The sequence below is a fragment of the Bacillus sp. FSL K6-3312 genome, from assembly GCF_038007485.1.
In the GTDB taxonomy this organism is placed as follows: Bacteria; Bacillota; Bacilli; order Bacillales; family Bacillaceae; genus Bacillus; species Bacillus pumilus.
Genome location: NZ_JBBOXI010000001.1, coordinates 2328460 through 2347200, shown reverse-complemented (window position 1 = coordinate 2347200; position 18741 = coordinate 2328460). Strand labels below are relative to the sequence as shown.

Below are 18741 nucleotides of genomic sequence, written 5' to 3'. Positions count from 1 at the left end.
TTTGCTCCAGCAGAATATCACGGTGCGTTCTACAAAAGGACGGGCCTGCATATGATGAGAACAAGCCATATGTAAGGAGTGAACCGGGCGTGCGAGTGTCGAGTGTAACAGTGAGAAAACGATTGCTTTTCGTGCTGCTGTTTGGAGTGATCATTTTTTTCATCATAGATACTAGATTAGGATATGTGCAGTTTATTATGGGTGAGAAGCTGACAAGCTTAGCAAAAGATTCATGGAGCCGAAACCTTCCATTCGAACCGGAACGAGGAGATATTTTGGACCGGAATGGGGTAGAGCTTGCGACGAACAAAAGTGCTCCATCTATTTTGGTCGTCCCACGGCAAATTAAAGACCCCGCCGAAACAAGCAAGAAATTGGCAGCTGTGCTGAATATGTCTGAAGAGAAAGCGTACAAGCACGTCACGAAAAAAACATCGATTGAACGAATTTCTCCCGAGGGCAGAAAGGTATCTCATGAAAAAGCAAAAGAAGTAAGAGAGCTTGATTTAGAAGGCGTGTATGTAGCAGAAGACAGCATCAGACATTATCCATTTGGCAGCTTTCTTTCACATGTACTGGGCTTTGCTGGAATCGATAATCAAGGCTTACTTGGACTTGAAGCCTACTATGACGATGACCTAAAAGGCGAAAAAGGGTCTGTGAAGTTTTATTCTGATGCAAAAGGGCAGAAAATGCCAGATGAAGCAGACGATTATACACCGCCTAAAGATGGTCTTGATATGAAATTAACAGTCGATGCAAAAGTACAAACCATCATAGAACGGGAATTAGACAACGCGCAGGCAAAGTATAATCCAGATGGTATGATTGCGATTGCGATGAATCCGAAAAATGGTGAAGTGCTAGGAATGTCAAGCAGACCAGATTTTGATCCAGCTGACTATCAATCAGTTGACTCAAAAGTGTTTAACCGAAATCTTCCGGTGTGGAGCACATATGAGCCGGGTTCGACATTTAAAATTATTACACTTGCAGCAGCATTAGAAGAGAAGAAAGTGAATTTAAAACGCGATTCATTTTTTGACAGCGGATCTGTGGCAGTTGATGGTGCAAGACTCAGGTGCTGGAAAAAAGGCGGGCACGGATCACAGTCATTCTTGGAAGTAGTTCAAAATTCCTGTAACCCCGGCTTTGTAGAGCTAGGAGACCGTCTTGGTAAAGAAAAATTATTTTCTTATATCAAAAATTTCGGATTTGGCCAAAAAACCGGAATTGACCTTCAAGGAGAAGGACGGGGCATTTTGTTCCCGCTTGATCGTGTAGGTCCTGTAGAGCAGGCGACCACCGCCTTTGGTCAAGGTGTATCTGTTACGCCAATTCAGCAAGTAGCTGCAGTAGCAGCTGCAGTAAATGGCGGTACACTTTACACGCCTTATATTGCAAAAGAATGGATAGATCCAATCACAAAAGAGGTTGTGAAAAAGCAATCACCGATTGCCAAAAAGAAAGTGATTTCAGCAGAGACATCTAAAGAAATCAGGTATGCACTTGAAAGTGTAGTCGCTCAAGGAACTGGCCGAAATGCATTTGTTGAAGGGTATCGGGTTGGCGGAAAAACAGGAACAGCACAGAAGGTAAAGGACGGAAAGTATATGGAGAATAACCACATTGTGTCGTTTATCGGATTTGCGCCTGCAGATGACCCAAGTATCGTAGTCTATGTAGCTGTGGATAACCCAAAAGGCACCATTCAATTTGGTGGTACCGTTGCCGCACCAATTGTTGGTCATATTATGCGGGATAGCCTGCCTGAGATGGGTGTGAAAAAAAGAAAAGGCCAAATTGAAAAGAAGTATCAGTGGCTGGACACAAAAACCATTGAAGTACCGAATCTTGTAGGAGGATCTGTTTCAGATCTTGAATCCCTCTTGATCAACCTAAAGATCGATGCCTCAGGAACTGGCAGTAAAGTAGTGAAGCAATCACCTGCTGCTGGGACAAAGGTCAAAGAAGGCTCCACGATCAGATTATACTTAAACGATGAATAATAAAGAATGAACAGAGGGTAGCCGCACTCATTTGGCTGCCTCTTTTTGTTGAAAGAGAAGGACAGTTTGAAAAAAAGAGTCCAAAGTGTGTTTTTTCCAACAGAAACTTAAGGAATACGCTGGATGTATCCTTTTTTTTACGATAAAATATAGACTGTGTGTTTTTTTCACAAGACATGCACGTGAACGAATTTGAGAGGTTTGATATGAAAATGAAATTACAAGAACTGCTTACATACTTTAAAAGTGAAAACAACGAATTGATAAACGAAAATCCTGATATCACTTCCATTGAGATGGATTCAAGAGAGGTGAAAGAGGGAAGCCTTTTTGTCTGTATAAAAGGCTATACAGTAGATGGACACGATTATGCTGAAAAAGCGGTGAAAAGCGGGGCTGCAGCCATTGTAGCAGAACACCCTCTTAATATAACAGAGGTACCAGTCATTATTGTGAAACACTCTCAAAGAGCACTTGCAAGAATAGCTGATGCGTTTTATGAACAGCCCACTCATAAGCTGAATCTCATCGGGATCACAGGCACAAACGGAAAAACCTCAACAACACACATGATCGAACAAATGATGAGAAAAGCCGAGAAGAAAACAGGCTTAATCGGTACGATGTATATGAAGGTGAATGATGACATTCTCGACGTGAAAAACACCACACCTGAAAGTGTCACACTTCAAAAAACGTTTAAACAGATGCTTGATCAAGATGTAGACACAGCCATCATGGAAGTATCATCGCATGCCCTCCATCTTGGCAGGGTGCATGGATGTGACTATGATATTGCTGTTTTCACAAATCTTTCGCAGGACCATCTTGACTACCACAACACAATGGAAGAATATAAACATGCGAAAAGCTTACTGTTTTCTCAGCTCGGAAGTGCCTTTCATCATAATAAACCGAAGCATGCGATTTTAAATGCAGATGATGAGGCTTCGCGTTATTTTGAAAAAGTCACAGCTGCTGAAATCATGACGTATGCCCTAGAGCGAAAAGCAGATGTCATGGCAAAAAATATTCAAATCATGCCAAAGGGAACTCAATTTGATTTGGTCACTCCAATCGGCACCAAGAAACTGACGGTTGCTCTCGTCGGAAAGTTCAATGTGTATAATATCCTCGCAGCTGTATCAGTTGGGATCGTATCTGGCTTAACATTTGAGACGATCGTGAGTGCGATTGAAGAGCTGGAAGGAGTCAAGGGCAGATTTGAACTTGTAAACTGCGATCAAGACTTCCCTGTCATCGTCGATTACGCACATACACCTGATAGTTTAGAAAATGTCCTCACAACATGTAGAGAATTAACAGAGGGCAAAATTTTCTGTGTAATTGGCTGCGGCGGCGACCGTGATAAAACAAAGCGTCCTCAAATGGCTCAAATCGCTGTGAAATATGCAGATGAACCTGTATTTACATCAGACAACCCAAGAAGCGAAGATCCTTCAGCCATTTTAAAAGATATGGAACACGGGGTGCCAGACGCATATTATCATAGCTTTGTGAATCGGAAACAAGCGATCTTCTTTGCCATTGCCAATGCGAAAAAAGGCGATACAGTCTTAATAGCGGGTAAAGGCCATGAGACCTATCAAATTATTGGTGATCAAGTCTATGACTTTGATGATGCAAAGGTTGCTATTGACGCTATTTTAGATCTAAACAAATCTTAAAATGATGAAAAGAGTGTAATGAAATGAAGCATTTTGTACAAAAACAACATACGAAGAACGTGAATGAATACCATAATAATGAATGCAATTTTCTGATGGAAAACGGCTTTGGAAATTCGGAAGGAGTAAAGAACGATGCTTGAACAGGTGATATTGTTTACAATCATAATGGGATTTTTAATCAGTGTTCTTTTATCCCCGATTTTTATACCGTTTTTAAGAAGACTAAAATTTGGTCAAAGTATTAGAGAAGAGGGCCCGCAGTCCCACCAAAAGAAATCTGGGACACCGACAATGGGCGGCATCATGATTATCTTTTCTATCACTATTACAACAATTGTGATGATCAACAAATTTTCTGAGATTAGTCCAGAAATGTTTTTACTGTTATTTGTCACACTTGGTTACGGCCTATTAGGATTTTTAGATGATTATATTAAAGTAGCGATGAAACGAAATCTTGGATTAACATCGAAACAGAAATTAATCGGTCAAATTGTGATCGCTGTGATCTTTTATGCAGTTTTCCATTATTATCAGTTTGCAACAACGATTCGCATTCCAGGAACAGACGTCAGCTTTGATTTAGGATGGGCTTACTTTATCCTTGTTGTTTTCATGCTTGTCGGAGGTTCTAATGCTGTGAACTTAACGGATGGACTGGATGGTCTCTTATCTGGAACCGCTGCTATTGCTTTCGGAGCATTTGCTATACTGGCTTGGAATCAATCCCAGTATGATGTAGCGATCTTTTCAGTAGCTGTTGCAGGAGCCGTCCTTGGCTTCCTTGTGTTTAACGCACATCCTGCAAAAGTATTTATGGGTGATACAGGTTCTCTAGCATTAGGCGGAGCCATTGTAGCAATTGCGATTTTAACGAAGCTTGAAATTTTACTTGTCATTATTGGTGGAGTATTTGTTGTTGAGACGTTATCCGTTATTCTTCAAGTCATCTCCTTTAAAACAACCGGCAAAAGAATCTTTAAGATGAGTCCGCTTCACCACCACTATGAGTTAGTTGGCTGGTCAGAGTGGAGAGTAGTTGTCACCTTCTGGACAGCTGGTTTATTACTTGCTGTTTTAGGAATTTACATCGAGGTGTGGTTATAATTGAATAAGATGCAAATGTTAAAAAACGAACATGTACTAGTATTAGGTCTTGCTAAAAGCGGATATGCGGCAGCTTCAATTCTTCATGAACATGGAGTAAATGTGACGGTAAATGATCAAAAACCGTTTGAAGAAAATAAACCTGCTCAGCTACTTTCTGAAAAGGGGATTGATGTCATTTGTGGCAGTCATCCTCTTCGTATATTCGAAGATAAAGACATTACAATTTTAATTAAAAATCCAGGAATTCCATATGAAAATGTGATGGTTCAAGAAGCGCTTCGCCGCCAAATTCCAGTTTGGACGGAAATAGAATTAGCGTATCATTTAACCTCATCTCCTTTTATTGGGATTACTGGATCGAATGGAAAAACCACTACCACGACATTGATTTATGAAATGCTGAAAAAAGACAGCCAAAAAACATTAGTGGCGGGTAATATTGGAACAGTTGCCAGTGAAGTCGCTGCAAATGCAGCTGGCGATGAGTGGATCGTAACGGAACTGTCTTCTTTTCAGTTAATGGGAACAGTTGAATTTAGACCTAAAATCAGCTTAATATTAAATATTTTTGATGCACATTTAGACTATCACCACACTCGTGAAGAATATGAAAAAGCAAAGCAGAAAGTATTCGCACATCAACATGAAGATGACATTGCTGTAATTAACTTAGATGATCCTTCCGTTGTAAAACTAGCAGAAGGTTCAAAAGCAAAAAAAGTGTTTTTCTCAGTGAAAGAGCCAGTAGAACATGGTGCGTTTATTCAACATGGTGCAATTTACTACATGAATGAACATATCATTGATGTAAAGGATGTTGTCCTTCCTGGTGAGCATAACCAAGAAAACATTCTGGCAGCTATTTGTGTTGTAAAAAATGCAGGCTGCTCAAATGAAGCAATCGTTCACGTTCTCACGACATTTGGTGGAGTGAAGCATCGTCTGCAATTTGTAGATACAATTCAGAGTCGGAAATTTTATAACGATAGTAAAGCAACCAATATTTTGGCAACAAGTAAAGCATTGTCAGCCTTCGAACAACCAACTATTTTATTAGCAGGTGGACTTGATCGAGGCAATGAATTTGATGAGTTGAAACCTTTTATGAAACATGTAAAAGGAATTATCACATTTGGTGAGACTGCACCTAAGTTTGTGAAGCTTGGTGAAGAGCTTGGAATACATCACGTAAAACATGTCGATAATGTTGAACAAGCAGTACCTGCGGCGTTTAACATATCTGAAGAAGAAGACGTGATTTTATTATCTCCGGCTTGTGCAAGCTGGGATCAACATAAAACATTTGAAGAACGTGGAGACATGTTTGTAAACGCCGTGCATATGCTTAAATAAGGGCTTGTCTCTCATATGACTGACAGCCCAAATGAAATTATGCTTGGGGTGTCGGTCTCTTGACGAATAAGAAAACTTCTCCGGATTTTTTGCTTGTTGTCATTACGTTACTTTTATTGACGATTGGTTTAATTATGGTGTACAGCGCTAGTGCTGTGTGGGCATCGTATAAATTTGATGATTCGTTTTATTTTGCAAAAAGACAGCTGTTGTTTGCCGGAATCGGAGTTATCGCAATGTTTTTCATTATGCGAGTCGATTATTGGACGTGGCGGACTTGGTCAAAGATATTGATTGCTGTTTGTTTTCTCCTTTTGCTGCTTGTACTTATTCCTGGCATTGGTATGGAGAGAAATGGATCAAGAAGCTGGATCGGTGTCGGTGCGTTTAGTATTCAGCCCTCTGAATTTATGAAGCTTGCGATGATTGCGTTTCTTGCAAAATTCTTATCTGAAAAACAAAAAAATATCACATCCTTTCGCAAAGGTTTTGCCCCAGCTTTAGGCATTGTATTTTCTGCATTTGCCATCATCATGCTTCAGCCGGATCTGGGAACAGGAACGGTGATGGTTGGAACCTGTATTATTATGATATTTGTTTCAGGTGCGAGAATAACTCACTTTATATTTCTCGGTCTTATAGGGCTCAGCGGGTTTGCTGCACTTGTCTTATCAGCACCCTACCGAATAAAACGAATTACATCATACTTAAATCCTTGGGAAGATCCGCTAGGCAGTGGGTTTCAAATTATTCAATCCTTATACGCTTTAGGTCCAGGTGGTCTGTTCGGAATGGGACTTGGTCAAAGTAGACAAAAATTCTTCTATTTACCTGAGCCCCAAACGGACTTCATCTTTGCGATATTGTCTGAAGAGCTTGGCTTTATAGGGGGATCACTCATTTTACTCCTCTTTAGTGTTCTATTATGGAGAGGCATACGAATAGCACTTGGAGCCCCAGACTTATATGGGAGTTTCCTAGCAGTTGGTATTATTTCAATGGTTGCCATACAAGTAATGATTAACATCGCAGTTGTCACTGGACTTATTCCTGTGACAGGTATCACGCTCCCATTCCTTAGTTATGGCGGCTCATCATTGACATTAATGCTGATGGCGATTGGCGTACTTCTGAATGTAAGCAGGTACGCAAGATATTAGCGTGCTGAAGCTTATGAAACCATGTTGACGTTTATTTTGCAAAAGTATAAAAAAATGATTTGAAGAGTGAAAATGACAGTTTTTGTTTCGAAAACGTGTATTTTGACTCTTCTTTACAGGTTTTAATGGAGCCCTGTTGTTTAAAACAGGGTTTATACTTTGTTCAGAGCAGAAAAAAAATGAGGGGAAATGGTATAATGCGTATAGTAATCAGTGGAGGCGGAACAGGCGGACATATTTATCCGGCCTTAGCCTTTATTAAAGAAGTGAAAAGACTGCATCCTGATGTGGAATTTTTATATATCGGTACTGAAAATGGACTTGAAAAGAAAATTGTAGAAAGAGAAAATATCCCTTTCAAGGCGATAGAAATTTCAGGTTTTAAACGAAAGCTTTCCTTTGATAACGTCAAAACGGTGATGAGATTTTTGAAAGGCGTTCAAAAAAGCAAATCTTACTTAAAAGAATTCAAGCCTGATGCGGTTATTGGAACAGGCGGTTATGTGTGTGGGCCTGTTGTTTATGCGGCTTCTAAGCTGAAAATCCCGACTATTATACACGAACAAAACAGCCTGCCTGGTATTACAAATAAGTTCCTAGCGAGATATGTTAATAGGGTAGCCATATGCTTTGATGAAGCAAAGGCACATTTTCCTTCTGAAAAGGTTGTATTTACGGGAAACCCTAGAGCCTCTGAAGTCGTCTCTATAAAAGAGGGGAAATCTCTTAAAGAATTCGGGCTCGATGAAAAGAAAAAAACGGTTCTTATTTTCGGCGGGAGTCGAGGTGCTGCTCCTATCAATAGAGCAGTGATCGAAATGCAAGATGATTTAAAGGCTAAAAACTACCAGCTTTTATATATCACAGGTGAGGTTCATTATGAAAAAGTGTTGAATGAACTAAAGGAAAAAGGTGCAGCACCTAACATGATCACAAAACCTTTCTTGCATCAAATGCCAGAGTACCTGAAATCGATCGATGTGATTGTTGCAAGAGCAGGAGCAACAACAATTGCTGAAGTAACGGCTCTTGGAATCCCAACCATTTTTATTCCGAGCCCATACGTGACGGCAAATCATCAGGAAATCAATGCAAGATCACTTGAAAAACATGATGCTGCGATTGTTTTAAGAGAATCAGAGCTTTCAGGGGATCGTTTGCTGCATGCCATTGATGAAATTGCTGGTAATGAAGAAAAACTCAACCAAATGAGCCGTTTAACGAAAGAACTCGGAGTACCAGATGCGGCTACACGTTTATATAATGTGTTAAAAGAAATAACGACTACATGATGGAATGATATTAGGTAAGGCGGAGGGTAATATGGAGAACTTGAAGAATGAATTATTAGAAGCGCAAGTTGGTAAAGTACTTGAAAATGAGCCGCTTTCGAATCATACAACAATGAAAATAGGCGGACCAGCAGATCTTTTGATCATCCCAAAAGATATCGATGCAGTGAAAACGATCATGGATCATGTGAAAAAACACCATACAAATTGGACGGTCATTGGAAGAGGATCGAATTTACTTATCCTTGATAAAGGAATTCGAGGAGTTGTCCTAAAGCTAGGTGCTGGACTGGATCACCTAACTGTAAATGATGAAGAAATTGCAGTCGGCGGCGGCTACTCTGTCGTAAGACTCGCGACATCACTTAGTAAACAGGGTCTTTCAGGACTGGAATTCGCAGCTGGTATTCCGGGATCTATTGGCGGCGCTGTTTATATGAACGCAGGTGCACATGGATCTGATATCAGTAAGATTCTTGTGAAAGCCAGAATCTTATTTGAAGATGGAAGCATCGAGTGGCTCACAAATGAACAAATGAATTTTAGCTATCGAACGTCAGTCCTACAAAAGGAACGACCTGGCATTGTTCTAGAAGCTGTGTTTAAGCTCAAGCAGGATGACCGCGAGAAAATCACAAAGAAGATGCAGCAAAATAAAGATTATCGTAAAGAAACCCAGCCTTATAATCGGCCATGTGCTGGCAGTATTTTTCGAAATCCGCTGCCTGAATATGCAGGACAGCTTGTAGAAAAAGCGAATTTAAAAGGATACCAAATCGGCGGAGCTAGAATTTCTGATTTGCACGGCAACTTTATTGTCAACGCTGGTGGAGCCACTGCTCAAGACGTGTTGGACTTAATTCAGTTCATCCAAAAGAAAATTAAAGAAGACTACAACGTAGAGATGCATACAGAAGTAGAAATTATCGGTGAAGAAAATTAACAGGTAGTTTTTATGAATGATGACATCAGAGGAAAACAAACGGCATGAAAGAATGCCGTTTGTTTTCTCATCAAAATGATGACCCAAAGATGTGGACAAGCAGCTTTGAATGAGGTGAAGAGTATATATGCGGCCTGATCATGAAAATGAAAAGATCGTCAATATAGAAGAGCGAATTCCTAAAATTAAAGAACAAAGGAAGCAAAAAGCGAATCGGAGACTGATCTCTTTTATACTACTGTTTTTTATCATGGTTTTAATTATTATTTATTTGCAGACACCTATCAGCAAAATTTCTTCTTTAACCATCACAGGTAATGAGCATGTCTCAACAAAACAGCTTGTTAAACTTTCACAAATTAAAGAAGGCGAAACAGAGTTTTGGAATTTAAATAAAGATTTAACAGCAGATCATATTAAACAAAATAAACTGATTAAAAGTGTCAGTATCAAAAAGCATTTCCCAAATAAAGTGAGTATTGCTGTCAAAGAATATGCAAATATTGCGTATCTTCAAAAGGGAAATCTATATTATGAGCTTCTTGAAAATGGGACCGCTTTACCAGAAGAAGTGACACCGAGTCATGCAGGACCTATTTTTGTCGATTGGGACAATAAGGAGAAGCTGAAGCAAACTGTTAAATCTTTAAATCAACTGCCAGCCTCTATTCAGGAACTCATCTCAGAAGTATATTATGTGCCAACAAATTCAAACAATTGGCTAGTTAAATTTTATATGAATGACGGAAACACTGTGATTGCATCAATTAAAACGTTCGGTGATAAAATGAAAACCTATCCAGCCATTGTAAAAGAACTTTCATCATCTGAAAAAGGCACAATCCATATGGAAGTCGCTACGTATTTCGAAGCGTTTAAATCTAAGAAAAAGGAAGATGAGCGTTGAGAGGCAAAACAGTTATATTCTCGATTGTCATGCTTGTTCTTGGTTTTCTGATTTCTTTTTCATACCAATATACAAAGCATCATCAGGCAGACGTCATTCGAACAGAGCAATGGAAAAAAGAATACTCTCTGAAAAGTCAGCTCACAACGCAAGAAAAGGCGAATCAGAAACTCGAAAAAGAATTATATAGTCTTCAATCAAAGGTACAAGCAACAGAGTCCAATTTGAAAAATGAAAAAGAGCAGTATTTTAATGTGCTGGAAGATGTTGAGAAATATAGAATGTTTACAGGAGAGATCGGTGTAAAAGGAAAAGGGGTAAAAGTGTCTCTTGAAGATGCATCTTATATCCCGAGTGGACAAAATGTTAATAATTACATTGTGCATGAGAGCCACATTTTTCATGTGATAAACGAACTATTTATATCAGGGGCTTCAGCTGTATCTATTAATGGGCAAAGAATCACACACCAATCATACATACATTGTAACGGTCCAGTTGTCACAGTAGATGGTGTTCAGCATCCAGCACCATTTGTCATATCTGCTATTGGTGACCCTGCTGTGTTAATACCTGCTTTAAATATTGCAGGGGGAGTGGTCGATCAGCTGACAAGTGATCACATTTCAATGACGATCGAGAAAACGGATATTCGTATGAACCCTCTTTTAAGAAACAAAGATTAAAAGTGAAAAGGTGAGTGGTGTTGAGGAAAAAGAAGCCTTTACTTAGTTTAACAGCTTTAATGATCATATTTGGCATCATGGTTTCCATCCAATTTAATTCCTTACAAAAGCCCAAAGTTCGTGATACTCGTGATGTGTGGGAACTGAGAGAGGATTTATCTGCATCTAAAAGTAAGGAATTGGATTTGCTCAAAGAAATTGATAAATACGACGAGATGCTAAAAAAATATGGTCATCAAGGAGATCGATCAAAAGAAGCACAATTAACAAAAACGTTAAAGGATTTAAAAGAAAAGGCTGGTTTTACAGAAGTGGAAGGGGAGGGGATTGAAATTGAAATATCTCAGCTTTTTTCCAAGGACCTTACTGGAGAAGAAGTGAAAAATATCCCACCTGATCTTCTGAAAAAGTTAATTAATGAAGGCAATATGTTTGGGGCAAAACATATTTCCATCAATGATCGCCGTGTCATTAATACAAGTGTGATTCGAGATATTAATGGCACGACAAAAATGGATGGCTACAGCTTAGATAGTGATGAAGTCACCATTAAAATGATTAGTGAGCAGGCCGACAAATTATACAGCCGTTTAAATGTATCAGATATTGGTGATTTGTTTGCTCAGGAAAACTTCAGCTTGAGTATGAGCCAGCCGAAGAAAAAAATCCACTTAAAAGCATATGACGGTGCAATTCAAGTAAACGAATTGAAGCCTCTTGACGATGTAAAGGAGGAAAAATCTTAATGTGGCTTCCTGTACTTGGCTTAATCATAGGAGTTGCGATCGGTTTCTTAACTAATTTTACGATACCGAATGAGTATTCTAATTATCTTTCCCTCGCTGTACTTGCTGCACTTGATACATTGATTGGTGGAATCCGGGCACATCTGCAAGGGGCATACGATGAACTAGTGTTTGTATCAGGCTTCTTCTTTAATATTATACTGGCAATAAGTTTAGCTTTTCTGGGCGTCCATCTTGGTGTAGACTTGTACTTAGTCGGAATGTTTGCATTCGGCGTTAGATTGTTTCAAAATATAGCAGTGATTAGAAGAATTCTCCTAACAAAATGGACAATTTCTAGAGAAAAAAAGAAAAAAAGTGAGTCATAAAAAAGGATATACATATGATGTAACGAATATTTTTAGTAATCCTAATAAAAAATGTTGATTTTTTAAGTTTTGTTACACACTTGTAAAAACACATTCATTGTATTGTTGTTCAGCAAATAATAGAATAGAAAGTATTGATATGTGAGGAGGTGCCATAGAATGAACAACAATGAAATTTACGTCAGCCTTGACATCGGTACATCCAATATAAAAGTCATCGTCGGAGAAATGGCGGATGATTCGCTTAACATTATAGGTGTTGGAAATGTCCCTTCAGAGGGGTTAAAAAAAGGATCGATTGTTGATATAGATGAGACAGTTCATTCTATTAGACAAGCATTTGAACAGGCTGAGAGAATGGTAGGTTTTCCTTTACAAAAGGCGATTGTCGGAATTAACGGAAACCATATTCATATTCAGAATACGAGCGGCGTAGTCGCAGTATCTAGTGAAAACAAAGAAATACATGCTGAAGATGTGAGACGTGTCTTAGATGCTGCACAAGTAGTATCTATTCCTCAAGAACATCTCGTCGTAGACGTGATTCCGAGACAATTTATCGTCGACGGAAGAGATGAAATCACAGATCCGAAAAAAATGCTTGGTGTTCGGCTAGAGGTGGAAGGATCGTTAATTACAGGTTCTAAAACGATTCTACATAACTGGCTCCGATGTGTAGAAAGAGCTGGAATTGAAATAATGGATATATGCTTGCAGCCACTCGCATCGGGCTCGGCAGCATTATCGAAAGATGAAAAAAATCTTGGGGTAGCTCTTGTCGATATTGGCGGCGGATCTACAACGATTTCCGTATTTGAAAACGGGCATCTCTATTCTACTCACAGTATCCCTTTGGGCGGAGAGAACATAACAAAAGATTTGTCTATAGGACTTAGAACTTCCACTGAAGAAGCTGAACGAATCAAAAAACAATTTGGGCATGCGTTTTATGATGAGGCATCGACGGAGGAGACATTTGAAGTTTCTGTAATCGGTACCGATCAAAAACAAACGTATACACAGCTTGATGCAGCCAACATTATTGAAGCGCGGCTGGAAGAAATCTTGCTCTTTGTGGCGGAGGAATTAAGAAATATGGATGTGCATGATTTGCCTGGTGGATTCGTTCTAACAGGTGGACAAGCAGCTATTCCAGGTATCCTTTCTCTTGCACAAACGGTCTTGCAAAACAATGTTAGGATTGCAAGTCCGAATTATATAGGGGTGAGAGAGCCTCAATATATGACAGGAGTGGGTCTGATCCACTTTGCTTATCGCAATGCAAAGATTCAGGGCAGACAGGTTGGATTCCAAATGCCAGATGAGGCGTTTCATGAAGTAGGCGCATCCATGGAGCCGGTTTCTTCTGCACCACAAGTGAAAGAAGCGCAGCCAAGACCGAAAGTAAAACAAAAAGCACAACAAGAGACAAATAAAAAACCGGGCAAAATGAAAAAACTATTTAATATGTTCTGGGAATAGAATTAGATTTTCGACGGATTAGGAGGATTCAGCATGTTGGAGTTTGAAACAAATATAGACGGCCTAGCATCAATTAAAGTAATCGGAGTAGGTGGCGGCGGAAATAATGCTGTCAACCGAATGATCGAAAATGACGTACAAGGTGTCGATTTTATTGCAGTCAATACTGATGCACAAGCGTTAAATCTATCAAAAGCAGAAACTAAAATGCAAATCGGTGCTAAGCTGACAAGAGGGCTTGGAGCAGGTGCGAATCCTGAAGTCGGTAAAAAAGCTGCTGAGGAAAGCAAAGAGCAGATTGAAGAAGTATTAAAAGGCGCAGACATGGTCTTCGTTACAGCTGGTATGGGCGGTGGAACTGGTACGGGTGCTGCACCTGTCATTGCAAAAATCGCAAAAGATTCTGGTGCATTGACAGTTGGAGTTGTGACTCGTCCTTTCACATTTGAAGGAAGAAAGCGTCAGCTTCAAGCAGTAGAAGGAATTGCTTCTATGAAAGAAGCAGTTGACACATTAATTGTGATTCCAAACGATCGCTTGCTTGAAATTGTTGATAAAAACACGCCAATGCTGGAAGCATTCCGCGCGGCAGATAACGTGCTTAGACAAGGTGTTCAAGGGATTTCCGATTTAATTGCAACACCAGGTCTGATTAACCTTGACTTTGCTGACGTGAAAACAATCATGTCCAATAAAGGTTCGGCTCTAATGGGTATTGGCGTTGCAACAGGCGAAAATCGTGCTGCGGAAGCCGCGAAGAAAGCCATTTCCTCGCCACTTCTAGAAACAGCAATCGATGGTGCTCAAGGCGTCATCATGAACATTACGGGTGGTACAAACCTAAGTCTTTATGAAGTGCAAGAAGCGGCGGATATTGTGGCTTCTGCTTCTGACGAAGATGTAAACATGATTTTCGGGTCTGTCATCAATGATAACTTGAAGGATGAAATTGTGGTGACTGTGATCGCTACTGGATTCATTGAGCAAGAACCAGAAGTGACAAAATCACAAAGAAACCCATTAGGACAAGGATTAAAGCAAAATCAATCCATTCCTCAAAAACGTGAAGTAAAACGTGAGGAACATCAACAGCCATCATCTCAGTCAAGACAAAATACACAATCAAGTGATGATACGCTGGACATTCCAACGTTCTTACGCAACCGCAATAAACGCTAATCGAGTATAGCTTAACCCCTTCCAATGGAAGGGGTTTTTTCATGTCTCAACGTATAAGAGAATCTAATCAAAAAGTCTTAAATGAGTGAAAGTCACTTCAATTTCCATATGTAATTTGACTTATGGTGTTTAAGAAAAAAGAATCATTTTTACTCCCTCCTACAAAAAGCGACAAAATGATGAACTTTATTTGACTACATTAAATAGAACACCATGAATCTTGTCATGAACAACAGAATGAAAGGAGTGAGACCTATACTCTGTTTGGCCACTTGAGGAGGAGGGATTTGATTGAAATTGAAGTTTCGCAAGACCGCCGGCTATCGTTTGATGAGTCTTTTGGTGATTGGTACTTTAACGATGACAAGCTTTGGGACGGTTCAAGCAACATCGACTTCTACCTCATATCAGGAGGAAGCTGTCTCCTCTAAGACAACAAAAGCAAAGATCTCATCTAGATTAATGAAGCAGTTTGAGCAGGATGATCAGGTGACTTGCTTAATCAAAATGAAAGAGCAAACAAATACGCAAAAAGTGGCGAAGGAAGCGGTGTCCAAAGCCAAAAAACAGAAATTAACAGCGGCTAAAACGCAATACACAAAAAGATCAGCTGTCGTATCCGAATTAAGAGCAACGTCTGAGGAGACGCAGGAAGCGCTCCTTACGTATTTACAAAAGGAACAAAAGAAAAAGCAAGTGAAGGAGATTCATTCGTACTATATTGTGAATGGTATAGCGGTGACGGGAACGAAAGAAGTCATGGAAAAGGTGGCTGCCTTCCCAGAAGTAGATCAAGTGCTGCCAAATGAAACCCGTCAAATTCACCGGCCGGTTGATTTGAAGACGAAGCAGAAAAAACAAATGAAAGCAGTAGATGGAGTCGAGTGGAACATTTCTCAAGTTCATGCTCCAGAAGCGTGGGCTTTAGGTTATGACGGTACTGGTACAGTTGTGGCAAGTATTGATACAGGAGTGGAATGGGATCATCCTGCTTTAAAGGAAAAATACCGCGGATTTGATCCAGCACATCCGAATAAACCAACTCATGAATTCAATTGGTACGATGCTACGACAGGATCTGAAGCGCCATATGATGATTTAGAGCATGGTACACATGTAACGGGAACGATGGTTGGCTCTGAGCCAGATGGAAAGAATCAAATCGGAGTCGCACCGGGCGCAAAATGGATTGCGGTGAAAGCTTTCTCAGAAGATGGTGGTACAGATGCTGATCTGCTTGACGCAGGTGAGTGGATTTTAGCACCAAAAGATGAGGCCGGCAACCCACATCCAGAACAGGCACCAGATGTCGTCAATAATTCTTGGGGCGGTGGGCCTGGCCTTGATGATTGGTATAAAGATGTCGTCAATGCTTGGAGAGCGGCGGACATCTTCCCAGAGTTTTCAGCTGGCAATACCGATTTATTCAACCCTGGTGGTGAAGGATCCATTGCGAATCCTGCGAACTATCAAGAGGTCTTTGCAACGGGTGCTACGGATCAAGATAACAAATTGGGGTCTTTCTCGCTGCAAGGTCCGTCTCCATATGGTGTCATGAAACCAGACATTGCGGCCCCAGGGGTAAACATTCGTTCATCCATTCCTGGGAAAGGGTATGAGGGTGGCTGGAATGGGACGTCGATGGCTGGTCCGCATGTTTCAGCTGTTGTGGCTCTTCTTCGCCAAGTACAGTCAGATCTTTCTGTTGAAGAAATTGAACAAATTCTGATTAATACAGCGAAGCCGTTAACTGATCAGCAATTCCCGGAATCCCCAAACAATGGCTATGGGGCAGGTTTAGTTGATGCAAGAGAGGCGATTACGGCATTAACAGATGGAATTGGCATGATTGAAGGACAGGTGACAAACGAAGATGTTCATTTAGATGATATGAAAATAACAGATCAAGTCTTGCCTCAAAAAGATAAGGCTGTACACCCACTTAAGAAGCCTGCGAACATAAAAGAAATGAAAAAGGAAAAAAATCTAGCTGCTTCGTCCATCAAAGCTCTTCCTATGAAAGCGGAAATTAGTATTCTTGAAAGCGGCAAGTCAACGTACACAGATGAAGCGACAGGGAGATATCAGCTTCCTCACAGTGCAGGAGAATTCACAGTAAAAGCGGAAGCTTACGGATTTGAATCACGCACACAAACCGTCCATATTTCTTCAAATGAAACGGCAGAGGCGAATTTCGCCTTACAGCCACTAAAGAAACGAACGATATCTGGCACAATTGCCAACGAAACAACGGGTGAAAAAATAAAGGATGCCACGGTTTATCTTGTAGAAGATGCGAAAATTAAGCCGGTGAAAACAAATGAATCTGGCGAATTTTCTCTAAAGGCATTGAGCGGTGTCTATACCGTCAAAGTATTTGCCAAAGGGTTTAAAGGATATTCTTTTACAGCAGATGTGACAGAAAAGCCGGTGGAAAAAGCCATTCAGCTAGAGCCATTCATCGGCTTTGCTGGGGAAATTGGCTATGATGATGGAACAGCTGAAAATGCGAGAGCCTTCTATGATCCTGGCAATGGCTGGGCTGTGAAATTTTCATTAGAAAAGGGGAAGAAACAAGCGCAACTCACAGGAGGGCTTTTCCGTTTCTGGTCATCAGAGTGGCCAGCTCCTGGAGGGAATGAATTTGCAGTTGAAGTGTATGACGCTTCTTGGAAGAACGGAGCTCCAGGGAAGAAAATGGCAGGACCTCTAAAAGCGAAAGCGCTGCGTAATGGGGAATGGACAAAAGTAGATTTAGAAGATCAAGCCATTACGGTGGATGGAGATTTCTATCTTGTCTATATTCAAACGAAAAAAAATACGGAATCTCCAGGGCTTGCAACAGATGAAGATGGACCAAATGCTGAAAGAAGCTGGCAGCTGACAAGCGGTGCATTTTCTCCTTCTCCAAAAGAAGAGGGAAATTATATGATTCGTGCGCTTGTTGACTATGAAGCAGATGTGCCAGAGATTACATCTCCAAAGACAGGAGTTATTACGAGCAAAGATGAACTGGAGATCGAAGGAAAAGCCTCTCCTGGGCTCGATGTAGCGATCTATCAAAACGATGAAGAGATTGCCAAAGTGAAAACAGATCAGTCAGGCGCCTTCAAAGAAAAGCTTACAGTTTCAAGTGGAGAGCATGTATTCACGGCTGCAACTGTTACGGATAAAGGTGCAACAAAACGATCCAAACCAGTAAAGGTGATCATTGATCAAACAGCTCCGGTGCTCACCATCGATACACCGAAAAAAGGGGAAAAGACGAATAAAGAATCGCTCATTGTAGAAGGAAAGGTCACAGATGATCATCTTGATCAAGTCACTGTAAATGGAAAAAAGGCAACCATAAAAGGTGGAAAATATTCCGCAAGAATACTGCTTGAGAACGGGAAAAATACGATCAAAGTCACAGCGAAAGATGCAGCAGGAAACAAAACGACTAAAAAAATCAATATCGATGTCCAATACGAGGCACCTGAGATTTCTAAGCTGACTCCAGCAGAAAATGTCTATCTGGCATCAGGGGAGTCTGTTAAAATTTCATTTCACAGCAGAGAAAAGCTAGACGCAACATTTGTCATTCACATGCCGCTGACAAACGCGAGATCAAAGCTTCAAAATACTACAGAGCTGCCGCTTCGCGAAGTATCGAGCGGAACGTATGAAGGTTACTGGACTGCTACTTCTACCGCCAAAGCAAAAGGTGCGGTCATTGAGGTGATTGTGCGAGATGATTATGGAAATATCACAAGACAAAAAGCTTCAGGCACATTAAACATCAATGAAAAGTAACTTAAACAAAAGACACGACT

The 18741-nt window shown here is 40.4% G+C and carries 14 protein-coding genes; all 14 read left to right on the top strand.

The window, feature by feature from the left end:
• Positions 1–89: 89 nt before the first annotated feature.
• The 14 genes from MHI11_RS12155 (at position 90) to MHI11_RS12090 (ending at position 18721) form a co-directional block, all read left to right on the top strand.
• Positions 90–2009 carry a stage V sporulation protein D gene (locus tag MHI11_RS12155; protein ID WP_034619930.1) on the top strand — a complete coding sequence of 640 codons (1920 nt, stop codon included), beginning with the start codon at positions 90–92 and terminating at the stop codon, positions 2007–2009.
• A gap of 212 nt (positions 2010–2221) precedes the next feature.
• Entirely contained in the window at positions 2222–3697 is a 1476-nt protein-coding gene (locus tag MHI11_RS12150) for a UDP-N-acetylmuramoyl-L-alanyl-D-glutamate--2,6-diaminopimelate ligase (RefSeq protein ID WP_044142100.1), read from the top strand.
• Positions 3698–3832: 135 nt separating this feature from the next.
• The gene (gene mraY / locus MHI11_RS12145) at positions 3833–4807 is read left to right on the top strand and encodes a phospho-N-acetylmuramoyl-pentapeptide-transferase (protein WP_003211854.1); all 975 of its coding nucleotides are present in this window, start codon (positions 3833–3835) and stop codon (positions 4805–4807) included.
• 9 nt (positions 4808–4816) lie between these two features.
• Positions 4817–6163, top strand: coding sequence for a UDP-N-acetylmuramoyl-L-alanine--D-glutamate ligase (gene murD, locus MHI11_RS12140; protein ID WP_445661787.1), 1347 nt, complete (start codon positions 4817–4819; stop codon positions 6161–6163).
• A gap of 59 nt (positions 6164–6222) precedes the next feature.
• The gene (gene spoVE / locus MHI11_RS12135) at positions 6223–7323 is read left to right on the top strand and encodes a stage V sporulation protein E (RefSeq protein ID WP_340961163.1); all 1101 of its coding nucleotides are present in this window, start codon (positions 6223–6225) and stop codon (positions 7321–7323) included.
• A gap of 197 nt (positions 7324–7520) precedes the next feature.
• Entirely contained in the window at positions 7521–8615 is a 1095-nt protein-coding gene (murG, locus tag MHI11_RS12130; RefSeq protein WP_003212323.1) for an undecaprenyldiphospho-muramoylpentapeptide beta-N-acetylglucosaminyltransferase, read from the top strand.
• Positions 8616–8646: 31 nt separating this feature from the next.
• Positions 8647–9558 (top strand): UDP-N-acetylmuramate dehydrogenase, encoded by a 912-nt coding sequence (murB, locus tag MHI11_RS12125; RefSeq protein ID WP_340961161.1) that lies wholly within the window; start codon positions 8647–8649, stop codon positions 9556–9558.
• A gap of 127 nt (positions 9559–9685) precedes the next feature.
• Positions 9686–10465 (top strand): cell division protein FtsQ/DivIB, encoded by a 780-nt coding sequence (locus tag MHI11_RS12120; RefSeq protein ID WP_044141991.1) that lies wholly within the window; start codon positions 9686–9688, stop codon positions 10463–10465.
• Entirely contained in the window at positions 10462–11151 is a 690-nt protein-coding gene (locus tag MHI11_RS12115) for a DUF881 domain-containing protein (RefSeq protein ID WP_044141990.1), read from the top strand. Before MHI11_RS12120 ends, MHI11_RS12115 begins: the two co-directional genes overlap by 4 nt.
• 20 nt (positions 11152–11171) lie before the next feature.
• Positions 11172–11897: a DUF881 domain-containing protein gene (locus tag MHI11_RS12110; protein ID WP_340961160.1), complete on the top strand. Its 726-nt coding sequence runs from the start codon at positions 11172–11174 to the stop codon at positions 11895–11897.
• Positions 11897–12265 (top strand): small basic family protein, encoded by a 369-nt coding sequence (locus MHI11_RS12105; RefSeq protein WP_003210988.1) that lies wholly within the window; start codon positions 11897–11899, stop codon positions 12263–12265. Before MHI11_RS12110 ends, MHI11_RS12105 begins: the two co-directional genes overlap by 1 nt.
• Before the next feature lie 159 nt (positions 12266–12424).
• A complete protein-coding gene (gene ftsA / locus MHI11_RS12100) occupies positions 12425–13747 on the top strand; it encodes a cell division protein FtsA (RefSeq protein ID WP_044141988.1) in 1323 nt (440 codons plus the stop codon).
• 33 nt (positions 13748–13780) lie between these two features.
• Positions 13781–14926, top strand: coding sequence for a cell division protein FtsZ (ftsZ, locus tag MHI11_RS12095; protein ID WP_106065245.1), 1146 nt, complete (start codon positions 13781–13783; stop codon positions 14924–14926).
• A gap of 291 nt (positions 14927–15217) precedes the next feature.
• A complete protein-coding gene (locus tag MHI11_RS12090; RefSeq protein WP_340961158.1) occupies positions 15218–18721 on the top strand; it encodes a S8 family serine peptidase in 3504 nt (1167 codons plus the stop codon).
• The last annotated feature ends 20 nt before the right edge of the window (positions 18722–18741 follow it).